Source organism: Psychrosphaera aquimarina (assembly GCF_032461525.1).
Lineage (GTDB): Bacteria > Pseudomonadota > Gammaproteobacteria > Enterobacterales > Alteromonadaceae > Psychrosphaera > Psychrosphaera aquimarina.
The window spans coordinates 1287917-1301624 of record NZ_JAWCUA010000010.1; the positions used below are offsets into that span (position 1 = coordinate 1287917).

16 protein-coding genes and 1 pseudogene are annotated in these 13708 nt (G+C 37.2%); 5 read left to right on the forward strand and 12 right to left on the reverse strand.

The features are described from left to right. Nucleotides 1–98 precede the first annotated feature (98 nt). The 6 genes from RT723_RS17810 to mnmA all read right to left on the reverse strand — a co-directional run bounded on the left by RT723_RS17810 (nucleotide 99) and on the right by mnmA (nucleotide 4999). A complete protein-coding gene (locus RT723_RS17810) occupies nucleotides 99–554 on the reverse strand; it encodes a GNAT family N-acetyltransferase (protein ID WP_315948499.1) in 456 nt (151 codons plus the stop codon). A gap of 2 nt (nucleotides 555–556) precedes the next feature. Beyond that, entirely contained in the window at nucleotides 557–1708 is a 1152-nt protein-coding gene (locus tag RT723_RS17815) for a cupin domain-containing protein (protein ID WP_315948500.1), read from the reverse strand. A gap of 128 nt (nucleotides 1709–1836) precedes the next feature. Then, a complete protein-coding gene (gene purB, locus RT723_RS17820) occupies nucleotides 1837–3207 on the reverse strand; it encodes an adenylosuccinate lyase (protein WP_315948501.1) in 1371 nt (456 codons plus the stop codon). A 32-nt stretch (nucleotides 3208–3239) separates the two neighbouring features. Further along, nucleotides 3240–3686 carry a DUF489 family protein gene (locus tag RT723_RS17825; protein ID WP_315948502.1) on the reverse strand — a complete coding sequence of 149 codons (447 nt, stop codon included), beginning with the start codon at nucleotides 3684–3686 and terminating at the stop codon, nucleotides 3240–3242. Next, nucleotides 3649–3888 carry a DUF489 family protein gene (locus RT723_RS17830; RefSeq protein WP_315948503.1) on the reverse strand — a complete coding sequence of 80 codons (240 nt, stop codon included), beginning with the start codon at nucleotides 3886–3888 and terminating at the stop codon, nucleotides 3649–3651. Before RT723_RS17830 ends, RT723_RS17825 begins: the two co-directional genes overlap by 38 nt. A gap of 1 nt (nucleotide 3889) precedes the next feature. Further along, on the reverse strand, nucleotides 3890–4999 hold the full coding sequence (gene mnmA / locus RT723_RS17835; protein ID WP_315948504.1) for a tRNA 2-thiouridine(34) synthase MnmA: 1110 nt from the start codon (nucleotides 4997–4999) through the stop codon (nucleotides 3890–3892). 304 nt (nucleotides 5000–5303) lie between these two features. On the opposite strand from mnmA, the gene RT723_RS17840 reads away from it, so the two are divergent. From RT723_RS17840 to RT723_RS17850, 3 genes are read left to right on the forward strand one after another with little or no spacing between them, the layout of a single operon-like run. Beyond that, nucleotides 5304–5633 carry a PadR family transcriptional regulator gene (locus RT723_RS17840; protein ID WP_315948505.1) on the forward strand — a complete coding sequence of 110 codons (330 nt, stop codon included), beginning with the start codon at nucleotides 5304–5306 and terminating at the stop codon, nucleotides 5631–5633. Then, on the forward strand, nucleotides 5633–5899 hold the full coding sequence (locus RT723_RS17845; RefSeq protein WP_315948506.1) for a hypothetical protein: 267 nt from the start codon (nucleotides 5633–5635) through the stop codon (nucleotides 5897–5899). The genes RT723_RS17840 and RT723_RS17845 overlap by 1 nt, the downstream gene beginning before the upstream one ends. A 2-nt stretch (nucleotides 5900–5901) precedes the next feature. Further along, on the forward strand, nucleotides 5902–6276 hold the full coding sequence (locus tag RT723_RS17850; RefSeq protein ID WP_315948507.1) for a hypothetical protein: 375 nt from the start codon (nucleotides 5902–5904) through the stop codon (nucleotides 6274–6276). Between the two features lie 101 nt (nucleotides 6277–6377). Here RT723_RS17850 and RT723_RS17855 read toward each other — a convergent pair whose 3' ends face one another. Beyond that, nucleotides 6378–6857, reverse strand: coding sequence for an acyl-CoA thioesterase (locus tag RT723_RS17855; RefSeq protein WP_315948508.1), 480 nt, complete (start codon nucleotides 6855–6857; stop codon nucleotides 6378–6380). Between the two features lie 121 nt (nucleotides 6858–6978). Continuing rightward, nucleotides 6979–7685, reverse strand: a pseudogene (locus RT723_RS17860) (pseudouridine synthase). A gap of 231 nt (nucleotides 7686–7916) precedes the next feature. Here RT723_RS17860 and RT723_RS17865 point away from each other — a divergent pair. Together RT723_RS17865 and RT723_RS17870 are read left to right on the forward strand one after the other, a co-directional pair. Then, the gene (locus RT723_RS17865; protein WP_315948509.1) at nucleotides 7917–10139 is read left to right on the forward strand and encodes an NADP-dependent isocitrate dehydrogenase; all 2223 of its coding nucleotides are present in this window, start codon (nucleotides 7917–7919) and stop codon (nucleotides 10137–10139) included. 168 nt (nucleotides 10140–10307) lie between these two features. After that, nucleotides 10308–10703, forward strand: a complete 396-nt coding sequence (locus RT723_RS17870; protein ID WP_216055044.1) for a hypothetical protein — start codon at nucleotides 10308–10310, stop codon at nucleotides 10701–10703. Nucleotides 10704–10782: 79 nt separating this feature from the next. Here RT723_RS17870 and RT723_RS17875 read toward each other — a convergent pair whose 3' ends face one another. From RT723_RS17875 to bepA, 4 genes are read right to left on the reverse strand one after another with little or no spacing between them, the layout of a single operon-like run. Then, nucleotides 10783–11253 (reverse strand): DUF2069 domain-containing protein, encoded by a 471-nt coding sequence (locus tag RT723_RS17875; protein ID WP_216055045.1) that lies wholly within the window; start codon nucleotides 11251–11253, stop codon nucleotides 10783–10785. Between the two features lie 50 nt (nucleotides 11254–11303). Then, a complete protein-coding gene (locus RT723_RS17880; protein WP_315948510.1) occupies nucleotides 11304–11873 on the reverse strand; it encodes an NAD(P)H-dependent oxidoreductase in 570 nt (189 codons plus the stop codon). A gap of 10 nt (nucleotides 11874–11883) precedes the next feature. Further along, entirely contained in the window at nucleotides 11884–12231 is a 348-nt protein-coding gene (arsC, locus tag RT723_RS17885; protein ID WP_315948512.1) for an arsenate reductase (glutaredoxin), read from the reverse strand. A 3-nt stretch (nucleotides 12232–12234) separates the two neighbouring features. Beyond that, nucleotides 12235–13698, reverse strand: coding sequence for a beta-barrel assembly-enhancing protease (bepA, locus tag RT723_RS17890; RefSeq protein ID WP_487379622.1), 1464 nt, complete (start codon nucleotides 13696–13698; stop codon nucleotides 12235–12237). Nucleotides 13699–13708 lie beyond the last annotated feature (10 nt).

Here is a 13708-nt window from a genome sequence, read left to right on the forward strand (position 1 = left end):
CAAGGCTAGTAATCAATAGGGATTGAAAACAGGTCTAACCAGTGAGAATCGTAAAGAAATCGAGCTAATAAATAGGTGAGGAATTATCATTTATCACGTTAATGTAAAATGGTGTTGTGGCTTTTAAATTTATCTAAAGGACAAGCTAAGGCTTGTTTAGCAATACCAGCGTCCATAAACACATTACTAATAGCGTTAAAGCCATATTTTCGGTATTTCTCAACGTCGTCTAGTTCAGAGTCGATATAAACTTTTTTAAGCCCTTTATTTTTGGCAATCGCGAGTAATTTAGAGATAACTTGGCTGGATACATCATGTTTTCTGTGTTTCATTAAAACGGCAATACGACTAATTTTACCATTAGCACAAATTCTGCCTGTGGCGATTGCTGTATTTTCATTATCCCGTATTAATACATGTTCACAATTGCGGTCAATATTATCAAACTCAGAGTCTTGGGGGAGTCGATATTCGCAAACAAATACCTTCTCCCTGATTAACCTTATTTCATCTGCATTCACTTGCCAGTTAACGTGATCAACTTTGTAACTCATATTTATTCATCTATATACCAATATCCTTGATTTATAAGTGTAGTAACAAGTTGTATATTTTCTAGCCACTTTAATGAACTTTTTAACTGTTCCGATGTCACGTTATTTTGATGATGTAAAAAGCGAATAAAATCAATTTGATGCGATTCACAAACAAATTCTTCACCACAACAAAAAAAGCTTATTGCCGTACCATCATTATAAATTGACGTCTCTACGCCGTTCACTTTATTAATGTTTAAATTAGAATTGAAAAATAAATTCACTAAGTAGTCAGTGGTATGTTGTTCAACTTCTTCAGGGATGTCTAACTCTCTACTCGGTGCGGTTAAGCCTTGGTTTAAGAATTTTTCAAAGTGCCCGTCGTTGTTAATTAAGTCTGTTAACATCAATTGCATTTTTTTAAGTTGTGCATCATTGATTAAACTATCCGATTGATTATTTACGACCAGTTCATCATCTTTGAAGCGGGTTAAGCCTATTTCAGAGTCGATGACAAAATCTGCGAATCCACTGATTAACTCTTGCTGACTAGGCGCTCTAAATCCAATCGAATAATTAATTGCGGTTTCTATGGTTTCACCGTTGTGAGGGCTAAACGGAGGGATATAGATAATGTCGCCAGGCTCTAACACTTCATCGACAATCGCTGTGAAATCGTCAACTTGTAACAAGTCTTTGGCTTTTTCTGTTTGTTGTAACAAGGAATCAACAGCCCCAGCTTTCCAACGACGTTTACCTTGTCCTTGAACAATAAATACATCGTATTGATCTAAATGACTGCCAACGCCTGCATGAGGAGTTGAATAAGATACCATGACATCATCAATACGCCATTTAGGAATAAAGTCCACCGCAGATCTCAAATCAAATACCGTTGGGATCCATCGGTCAACCCCTTGCACTAATAAACTCCAATGACTATCACCAAGTTCATCAAATTGTTCAATTGGGCCGTGAGTCACTTTCCAATCACCGTTTTTATTGGTTACTAAACGAGAATCTATGAACGACTCCATCGCCAAACCTGCGACTTCATCTGGCGTAATAGGCTCTGCAAAATTGGGAAGGGCATTTTTAAGTACCACAGGCTTTTTTTGCCAATAGTCAGAAATGAATTCTTGTTGGGATATGTTTTGCCAATTAATGTTCATAGGTACTCGTGGTTGATCTTGGTTAAATGGAATAGAGTTTTAATAAAGCGCTTAACGCGAAAATAGTCAAACACAAAAAATGCCAGTCAACGACTGGCATTCTTGATCTGAAAAATGACGTTTAGCGATTAAACTAATTCATCAATAAAGGCGATTGCACGGCCAATATAGTTAGCAGGCGTTAATAACTTAAGTTCGGCTTTAACAGCATCAGACAATTCTAAACCGTCAATAAACTCAGCCATAACTTGCTGGTTTACTTTTTTACCGCGTGTTAAGTCTTTTAATTTTTCGTATGGTTTTTCAATGCCGTAACGACGCATAACCGTTTGAATTGGCTCTGCCAATAATTCCCAGTTATTGTCTAACTCATCTAATAAACTCTGAGCGTTCACTTCTAACTTACTAATACCTTTTAATGTAGCTTGGTAAGCAATAATTGAGTGAGCAACACCAACACCTAACGTACGTAATACGGTAGAGTCAGTTAAGTCACGCTGCCAGCGAGATACTGGAAGTTTAGTCGCTAAGTGACCATAGATTGCATTTGCAATGCCTAAGTTACCTTCTGAGTTTTCAAAATCAATTGGGTTAACTTTATGCGGCATGGTTGAAGAGCCAATTTCACCAGCAATGGTTTTTTGTTTGAAGTGTCCCATCGCAATATAACCCCATATGTCACGATCGAAGTCGATTAATATAGTGTTAAAACGTGCCATCGCGTCAAAGATTTCAGCAATGTAATCATGTGGTTCAATTTGAGTGGTGAATGGATTAAAGGTTAATCCTAAAGACGTTACAAACTCTTCAGCATGTTTATGCCAATTATGTTCTGGATAAGCTGAGATGTGAGCATTGTAGTTACCTACAGCACCATTGATCTTGCCTAACATTTCAACTTTAGCAATTTGATCACGTTGACGTTGTAGACGAACATAAACATTAGCCATTTCTTTACCCATAGTTGATGGCGTAGCTGGCTGACCATGCGTACGACACATCATAGGCATAGATTTATATTCGTTAGCAAGACGTTTTAGTTCAGATAAAATCTTGTCACAGTAAGGAAGAACAACGTCTTCACGTGCTGCTGATAACATTAAACCATGAGATAGGTTATTGATGTCTTCAGACGTACAAGCAAAGTGAATGAATTCATTAACTGCAGTTAATTCAGCATTGTCTGCTACTTTTTCTTTTAAAAAGTATTCAACCGCTTTTACATCGTGATTGGTTGTTGCTTCAATGTCTTTTACACGTTGAGCATCCGCTTCACAAAAGTTGTCAACAATGGCATTTAATAATGCATTTGCTTCGTCAGAGAAGTTTGGTACTTCTTTGATTGCGCTTGTTGTCGCTAATTTTTGTAACCAGCGAACTTCAACAACGACACGGTATTTTACTAAACCGAATTCACTGAATATTGGACGTAACTCTTCAGCTTTGCTGCCATAACGGCCGTCTACTGGAGATATTGCAGTAAGTGCAGATAATTGCATGAATTTACTTTCCTATACGTGTTTAAAGTTAATTAATTGGATGTTAATTCTTGGTTAAACGATATGACGTCTTGTAACACCGTTTTACGATTAAAGATAAAATCTCGACGCTTTCCGCCCATTTGTCGCCATAATACTGCTGCCCTGACACCCGATAACAACAGAGCTCGTACTTTATGTTGCACACTCGTTTGTTTTAATAATGCTGGGTTGCCGATGACTTGAATTTTTTGACCTAACGGACTGATAATTTCGCTGTAACAGTCAGCAAAGTTTTGAATTATAGAAGGGTCATCCAATTCAAAATGAGTAAGTCGTCTTTGCACTTCATCTAGTTTTTCTTTTAATCCTCCTAACGCAGAAGGATTTTTCAATAATTTTTTCGATATAGACATAATGCCAGCTAAATAGCGGGTAACTTCCACGTCTTTTTTGGTGGCATTACCCGATAACTGGTGTTGGACCAATTTTTGCGCCATCAGCCAGTGTTTCTATTGAGCTATACACGTCAAAGACTGATTGCGGATCGGTTGCAATGACGCCATTAAATAAACACATTAAACTGTCTTTATCTAAAATAGTTCCTTTTGAAACATGTTGGATCATTAACGCCGATTGACACATAGCTGATAACGCTATGGTTTGAGAACGTCGTGAAGTCATTGAAGTCTTGTCTGTCATGTTATCGAATATACTGCTCTATAATACCGCCACCTAAACACACTTCGCCGTCGTAAAATACTGCGGATTGGCCGGGTGTAACAGCGCGTTGTGGTTGATCGAATATGACTCTAACATTGCCGTTATCATCAGGGAAAACTTCACAATCAACGTCTTCTTGACGGTATCGAGTTTTAACAGTGTATCTACCTTTAGCCGGGCCTTTATGATCAACCCAGTTTAATTGATTGGCAATCAAACCATTAGAGAAGAGCAGTGGGTGGTTTTTACCTTGCCCAACGATTAACACGTTTCGTTTAACGTCTTTATCTACTACATACCAAGGTTGGTCGTTAAAGTCTTTTAAACCACCAATTAACAATCCTTTACGTTGGCCTAAAGTGTGATACATCAAACCTTCGTGTTCACCAACAACGTCACCTTCTGGAGTTTCAATTTTGCCAGGCTGTGCCGGTAAATACTTTTGTAAAAAGTCTTTAAATTTACGCTCACCAATAAAACAAATACCCGTTGAGTCTTTTTTATCCGCTGTAACTAAACCTTGTTCTTCTGCGATTCTTCGCACTTCTGGTTTTTCTAATTCACCAACTGGGAATAGGGTTTGACCTACTTGTTCTTGGCCAACCGCATACAGAAAATAACTTTGGTCTTTGTTTTGGTCTAATCCGCGTAACATTTTTGTATTAGTATCGTCTTTTGTTCTTCTTACGTAATGACCGGTTGCAATATAGTCTGCACTTAAAATTTCGGCTGAAAATTGTAAAAAGGCTTTAAACTTAATTTCTTTGTTACACATTATGTCAGGGTTTGGCGTTCTGCCTGCTTTGTATTCTTCTAAGAAATGTTCAAATACATTATCCCAGTACTCAGATGCAAAATTGACTGTATGCAATTCAATGCCAAGTTTTTCACAAACTGACTCTGCATCTTTTAAGTCTTCAGCCGCAGCACAGTATTCGTCATTATCATCCTCTTCCCAGTTTTTCATAAACAGGCCTTCAACTTGATAGCCTTGTTGTAATAACAAATATGCAGATACAGAAGAATCAACGCCTCCTGACATACCAACTACGACTTTTTTATTTGCATTAACTGAATTTGAATCTGACATAAAAACTTAAAAATTAACCCGTACAAAATTGGCGCGTATTCTACCATACAAGATGGATAAAAAGTATTGCTAAGGATGAGTTAATTTGAAGTTTTTAACGGGATTAACCTGATATTAATTGTAAATAAAAGTAAAGACCTCGAAGTTATTTTCAATTAGTCGATATACAAAACATATACATGTACTTAAAGGAACATAATTCACTTTTAAAGTGTTAAGTTTAATTTCTTCTACAAAATAAAATATATTGACATTAATTCAATATCCTCTACATTGTAGAGGTGTTTTTAAATAGGACTCTTTAATGTCAAAAGATAAATTTTTAGGTGAGTTTGAACAATTTGTATTGTTAGCAATTTTAAAACTTGATGAAGATGCCTACGGCAGTAAAGTGAGGCAGTTATTGTCTGAAAGCATTGGTCGAGATGTAACCATAGGCGCGTTATATACGACTCTAGACAGGTTGGAGGGCAAAGGACTATTACAAAGTAGGATAGGGGAGGCTACTTCTGAACGTGGAGGACGAGCTAAAAAGTATTTTAAAGTAACAGCTCAAGGTCAGTCAGCATTAAAACGTTCTAAACAAGCCTTGCATTCGTTATGGAAAGGTTTAGCACTTAAGGCGGTGCACTGATGGAAACTCCTAAATACAGCAGTAAATTTTTGTATTGGGCTTTGCCAAAGTCATTAAAAGATCCAGTGTTAGGGGATCTAACTGAAGAATATTTGTCGAGGACAATTCAACATCCAATTAAGGCGCGTATCTGGTTTCAAAACCAAGCGATACGATCTGCCTTTCAATTTTTATGGAAAACAAAAAAAGGGTTAATTATGTTTATATTTAGTATTTTAGTTTTTGTTGGGTTTACACTTTTTGCCATGCTGCTAAGTGGGGGGTAAGTATGTTTATTGATTTACCAAGTATTTTAATCGTATTACCGCCTGCAATTCTCTTTGGTTTGGCCGCAACATCAAAAGCCGATATAAAACGAGGACTTTCGATACTTATTTCGAATGAACAAGATTGGACTGTTATTGAATACCGTAAAGCGGCACATTTTTATAATGTGACAGGTAATTCAGCCATATTATTGGGTGCTGTGATGACATTAATTGGCTGGATAGCAATGGGCAGTAGTTTACCTGCCGATGAATTTGCAATCACTTTTGGACCCGCTTTTGCCGTTTCAATTTTAACTATGGTATTGGGGATAATGATTAAAATAATTTGTCATATAGCAGAAGAGAGGATTCGTTACGCGGCAGATTTTTATTAAATATTTTAGAGACATAAAAAACACTAACGTTAAGTTAGTGTTTTTTTGATTTATCAATAAATAATAATTAAAAGCCGAATTGAATCAAACCTACTGAGATATTAATCTTCAACAAATATCTGCATCTCTTCGCCAATTTGTTTACGCATGTCCATTAGTTTTTTAGCCGTACCGTGCTGAGCGATATCGGCTTCTGTTTTTGGTATCCATTCTGGAATTTTTTCAGGCTGGCCGTTTTGATCAACTGCCACCATAATGACAATACAATGTGTGGTTAATCGACGGTTTAATGATTTAGGGTCACAAGCATTTACTTCAAGGGCAATATGCATAGATGAAGTACCGGTATAAATTACTTTAGCTTCGACTTCCACCAAACTTCCAACATGAATAGGGGCAACAAATCGAATGCCACCGGCATAAGCCGTTACACAATAGCGACCACTCCAACCCGCAGCACAGGCGTAAGCTGCTAAATCTATCCACTTCATAACGGCACCACCATGAACTTTGCCGCCAAAGTTAACGTCTTGAGGTTCGGCTAAAAATCGTAAAGTGATATCACGTTGAGGTTGGTTCATATTGTGCTCTGTTAGGTGAATTGGGGTTTATGCCTTTGATATTATGTCAATTTGGTCTAAACACCAAGTTTTACAACCAGTTATAGTTATTCGTAAACGCTATAATAAATTTGTTTTTAATTTACAGTTTTAACAAGGTGTATTGACCATTAGGAATATCATCAATTGTCCATTCCCCCACACGATACCGTATAAGTCTAAGGGTTGGGTGTCCTATATGGGCTGTCATTCGCCTAACTTGTCGATTACGGCCCTCTGAAATTGTGATCTCTAACCAACAATCTGGAATGTTTTTACGTTCACGGATTGGAGGTTCTCTGTCCCACACTATTTGTGGCTGTTCAATTATCTTAACTAAGGCAGGTTTAGTCATGCCGTCGTTTAATTCAACACCATCTCGTAATTGTTGTAATTTTTTTCATCTGGGATGTTTTCAACTTGCACCCAATAACATTTGCTGGTTTTGTGTTCAGGACTGGCAATTTTGTTTTGTAATTGTCCATTGTTGGTCAACACCAATAAACCTTCACTGTCACGATCCAAGCGCCCTGCAGGGTATACACCTGTTATCGGTATGAAATCTTTTAAGGTTTTTCTTCCATCGGCATCGGTGAATTGAGTCAGCACTTGAAAAGGCTTATTAAACAAAACAACTTGTGTCTGCTCTGGTGCTTGATTAATTGATTTTTTATTTCGATTAAAAGAGGGTGAGGATTTATGTTTAACCACACCAGAGGTCTGACCTGATCGACTTGCAACTTTAGGCCGGTTCTGAGACGTAGATTTATTTTTATTACTTTTAAATTTGGTCTTATTTGAAAAATTCATATCAGCTATTTGGATAAAATGCTTTCATTAATGGCCTGTATTTTATAGTATTCACACCCAAAATTCAGACTTAATTCTAGTTTGTTTGGAATTGTTTAAATTTCGAACGATTATGTAAAGTTAAACTGTTTGAATTAGCTAAATGTTGTAATTAAACAACACTTGATGATTATCGTCATCGGCATTAGCTAATTTTTCAGACATTCACACTGTACAATGTAGGGAAAAACAATGACATCTAAAATCATCTATACAAAAACAGATGAAGCGCCAGCACTAGCAACGTATTCATTTTTACCAATTGTTGAAGCTTATAGCGCGACAGCCGGTATTGAAGTTACAACAAGTGATATTTCATTATCTGCACGTATTATCGCAAACTTGTCAGATTTTTTACCTGACGACCAAAAGATGAATGATGAATTAGCGTATTTAGGCAATGTAGCTAAACAGCCAGATGCTAATATCATTAAACTTCCAAACGTTAGTGCGTCAATCCCTCAATTAAAAGCAGCTATCGCTGAATTACAAGCTAAGGGTTATGCCTTACCTGAATTCCCAGAAGATGCTAAAACTGACGAAGAAAAAGCAATTAAAGCAAGTTATGCCAAAGTATTAGGTTCTGCAGTAAACCCGGTATTACGTGAAGGTAACTCTGACCGTCGTGCTCCAGGCGCTGTAAAACAATATGCTAAGAAAAACCCTCATTCAATGGGTGCTTGGGCTAAAGACTCTAAATCACATGTTGCGCATATGAGTGACGGTGATTTCTTCGGAAGTGAACAGTCTACAACGGTTGAGAAAGCGGGTTCAGTAAAAATTGAATTAGTATCAACCGATGGAACAACTCAAGTACTAAAAGAAGCGTTTGATGTTTTAGAAGGTGAAATCATCGATGCAACCTTTATGAGTGTTGCTAAATTACAAGAATTCTTAGCTGTTGAAATTGCAGACGCTAAAGAAAAAGGTGTTTTATTCTCGGCTCACTTGAAAGCCACTATGATGAAAGTATCAGACCCAATTATCTTTGGTCATATCGTTAAAGCTTTCTATAAAGATGTATTTGCTAAACACGGTTCAACGTTTGAAGAATTAGGTGTTGATGTTAAAAATGGTCTTGGTGATGTTTACGCTAAAATTGCAACTTTAGACGCAGCTAAACAAGCTGAAATCAAAGCAGACATCGAAGCGGTTTATACGACTGCACCAGATATCGCTATGGTTGACTCTGACAAAGGTATCACTAACTTACACGTACCATCAGACGTTATCATCGACGCATCTATGCCTGCAGCAATCCGTAGCTCAGGTCAAATGTGGAATGCAGCTGGTAAATTACAAGATATGAAAGCGGTTATTCCTGACCGTTGTTATGCTGGTATCTACCAAGAAACAATCACATTCTGTCGTGAAAATGGTGCATTTGACCCTTCAACTATGGGTACGGTACCTAACGTTGGCCTTATGGCTCAAAAAGCGGAAGAGTATGGTTCACATGACAAAACATTTGAAATTCCAACTAGCGGTACTGTAAAAGTAACGGACCAAGACGGTAACCTTGTTTTTGAACATAATGTTGAAGCAGGCGACATTTACCGTATGTGTCAAGTTAAAGACGCACCAATCCAAGATTGGGTTAAATTAGCGGTTAACCGTTCTCGTTTATCGGGTATGCCAGCGGTATTTTGGTTAAACGAAGCGCGTGCACATGACGCTCAAATCATTAATAAAGTTAACAAATATTTAAAAGATCACGACACTGACGGTCTAGATTTACGTATTCTTACTCCAGAAGCTGCTGCTCGCTTTACATTAGAGCGCTTAAAGAAAGGTGAAGATACTATTTCTGTAACGGGTAACGTATTACGTGATTACTTAACTGACTTGTTCCCAATCTTAGAATTAGGTACTTCAGCAAAAATGTTATCTATTGTTCCATTAATGAACGGTGGTGGTTTGTTTGAAACAGGTGCAGGTGGTTCAGCTCCTAAACACGTTCAGCAGTTCGAAAAAGAAAACCATTTACGTTGGGATTCACTAGGTGAGTTTTTAGCGCTAGCGGCTTCTTACGAGCATTTAGCTAACACAACGAACAATGCTAAAGCGCAAGTTTTAGCGGACACGTTAGATAAAGCGACAGCTAAGTTCTTAGACAACAACCGTTCTCCATCACGTAAGGTAAATGAACTTGATAACCGTGGTTCTCATTTCTACTTATCTATGTATTGGGCACAAGAATTAGCAGCACAAACTGCTGATGCTGAATTACAAGCTAAATTTAGCCAAGTTGCTGAATACTTAGTAACAAATGAAGCTAAAATTGTTGCGGAATTAGCAGAAGTGCAAGGTGTTGCTATGGATATCTCTGGTTATTACAAACCTGATGATGCAAAAGGCTTCGCGGCAATGCGTCCAAGTGCAACATTTAATGAAGGTTTAACCTTAGTTAAATAACTTAAGCACTGACTTGTCATTGGAAAGCCAGAGAACTATCTCTGGCTTTTTTGTATAGAAACTGACGAAATTGATTAAAGATACAAAATTATACTAATTGGAGATTGAATTAGTTTGCTTTTGTGATTAAAGTCAGAACATAAATATTTGATCAAGACCGAGAAAAAGATGAAAAAATTAGCTAGTGTATTAATCGCAACTGTTTTAGCGTTCGGTGTTAATGCTAATCAAAATCAAAGTTATAAACTTATTACTGTTTCTACTTATTTAAACTTTTACCTATTAAACTTAAATGCTTGTGAAGATTATCACCCATCTACACGTCAAGCGGCATATAAAGCAGAAGCAACCTTATATCCTTATTTTGAGAGCCTAGATAAAAAAGTATCAGCATTAAAAATCGATCAAGACGATAAAGATGCAATTGCTAAAACGGTATCTGCTCGTAGAGATAAACTTAATACGCAAATCGCAGAAGGCGAGTTTACAATAGAACATTGTAACGCTGTGGTTAGAATCGTAAATGAAGGTTTAGACCCAACAATCTTAGCTTCAATTAAATAATTACAATTAATTGTCGAAAAAAAACCAGCTAAACGCTGGTTTTTTTATTGGTGAATTTAATAACCGATTAAAACAGTGATTATTTTTTCAAACGTTTTTCAAAAAAGGCTTTTTCCTGTTCTTTAATTTCTTTTATCTTTGGTAAAGCCATACCAAGCTCACGTCCTCGGTAACGAGCAAAATAGGTATTCCCTATAAACGCCCCCGTCAATAATACCACTTCAATTATGATCAGCCCAATGTGACCTGTGTATGTCCATAACGCGGTTAATCCATGAATATAACACCACATTAATACAAAGTTACTCCAAGCATAAGTGTATGGATTTCCTTGTATTAGCCCTTTAATTGCAAATAACATTGGTAACCAAAATAAGGTCATTGGTATATAAGACGCCGCATCAGGGTTAGGTTCTAACAATACAAAAAGGATAGGGTAATAAACAACTAATAATAAATAACTGGTTAATCCTAACCGTTTCAGTTTTTTTACAAACTGAGCCATAGGTGCATTTTTAAAAGCATCTTGTACATTTTCAAATTTTTGCATGAATTTTTCTTTTGTTAGTTAAATGATTGGTTAAGGAATTGAACAAGGAGTTAACCTAACTTTTGAGCAGTTATGGCGAGTCGCTGCCCCAGGGTTTTACAAATGGCTACTTCACTGTAGGTTAGTTCGTTTGACGAATTTAACCCGGATACATGACTTGCACCGTAAGGCGTGCCACCGCTGGTTGTATTATGTAATTCAGGTTCAGAGTAAGGTACGCCCATAAGTAACATACCATGATGTAACAAAGGCAAAGATAGAGTTAATAACGTGGCTTCGTTGCCACCATGTAAACTTGAACTTGAAGTAAAGACACATGCCGGTTTATCAATTAAATCTCCACTTAACCAATTGATAGATGTGCTTTCCCAAAAGGTTTTAAGAGGGGCGGCCATGGTTCCAAATCGACATGGGCTTCCCATGGCTATCCCTAAGCACGAAACCAAATCATCTTGTGTTACCAAAGGGTAATCGGATTCGGTCTCATCTCTAGCAGATACCGTTCTAATTTTAGCTTCTATTCCTTGGCTTTCTATTCCTTTAGCAATTTGTTTTGCCAAATTTAATACCGATCCATGCCGTGAGTAATAAAGCACTAAAATAAATGGTGAAGTTGTCATTGTCATCAACTTATAAAATGGCCAATACGTTTTCTGGAGGACGACCAATAGCCGCTTTATCTCCATTGATCACAATAGGACGTTCAATTAATTTAGGGCTATTAGTTAAGATAGTGAAAATCTCATCATCAGTGAGCGATGTATTATCTAACCCTGTTTCTTTGTATTCTGTTTCTTTTGAACGAATAATATCTCTTACGTTAACGCCGAGTTTTGACACCACTGAAGCTAACAACTCTTTGCTTATTGGTGTTTTTAAGTATTCAAATACCTCAGGTGTTACACCATTATCTTCCAACAAAGCTAATGTTTGACGGCTTTTAGAACATCTAGGGTTATGAAAAATAATGATACTCATTAGTTAAAATCCTTTAATATTTTTTATGTATTTATCACGTTCACGATATTTAATTTTAAGTGCTTCAATTCGTTTAACTTCAGCTTTTTGTTCAGCCGTTAATAAGTTTAATGCTAAATCTACTGACTTCATTGCACTTCGATAATCAGATCTTAGCGCTGACAATTCGGCACTTGTAATATGATAACGAATTAGATTTTCATCCGCTTTATATGCGTCGCTTAATAATTGCGTTGCCAAAAAGTCTCTAGGTTTTACTAACAAATAATACTCTAAAATGCTGATGGCTTTTTTGGTGTTATTACTTTTTAACAACACATTGGCGTAGTTTAACGTAACCACGGAATTATTGGGTCTTAATTGATAGGCATACGTTAACTTTTCAATGATTTTATCTGGTTTGCCTTGGGCGATATAAAGGTCTGACTGGGCATCTAAAACATATAAGTTGTTGGGTGATAGCTGATCTAATTCATCTAACAATGCAGCGGCTAAACTTAATTTCCCAGTATCTAAATACGCTAACGCTAAGCCATATTGCGATGCAAACTGTTTATTACCATGCTGTTTTTTTACTAAGTCTTCAAATAACTCAACGACTCGCTCTTTATCATAAATATATCGGGCTAAAATACGTGCTCGCATTAATAAGAAGTCTATCGAGTCGGCATAAAACTTTTTGGTGTATTGTTGTGCACGTAATTTAGCGTCTGTCACACGAGAATCGGCTAACGGATGGGTAATTAAAAAGGGCGCTAATTTTGTTTGATAACGCTGTTGCTCTTGTAACTTGCCAAAAAACTCAGCCGCCGCATATGGGTCAAAACCGGCTGTCGCTAATACGTTCATGCCAATGTTGTCAGCTTCTTGTTCGTTACTTCTGGTGTAGTTGATCATTGCTTGTTGTGAACCCGCCGTTGTCGCCATCATCGAAGCCATCATAGCTTGCGGGCTGATAGCGGCTAACAAGATAGAACCAACAATGCCAGCCAGAGTCATATTTGATGTTTGTGCTGACGCTTCTTTTCTTCGAGCTAAATGACGTTGAGTAACATGCGCTATTTCATGGCCTAACACAGAGGCTAATTGACTTTCCGTTTCGGCATTAGCGATTAACCCAGTATGCACTCCAATATAACCACCATAAAATGCAAACGCGTTTATATCTGGACTGTTGACGGTAAAAAAAGTAAATGGAAATTTTACATCTTGAGAGTTGGCTACTAACTTGTTGCCAATCGAGTTTATGTATTCCATCACAAGGGGATCATATAACAGGCTCGCTCGACCTTGTAATTGGTTAAATATGATTTCACCAAGCTGTTTCTCTTTCTCAATACTTAATACAGTTAATGCCGAGGCCCCTAAGTCTGGTAGTTCGTTGTTATCAGCAAAAGAAGAGGCCACAAAAAAAAGACTAAGGGAAAAGGTACAGGCGGAAAATAGAGATCTTATTTTTTTATACATAGACTACTTT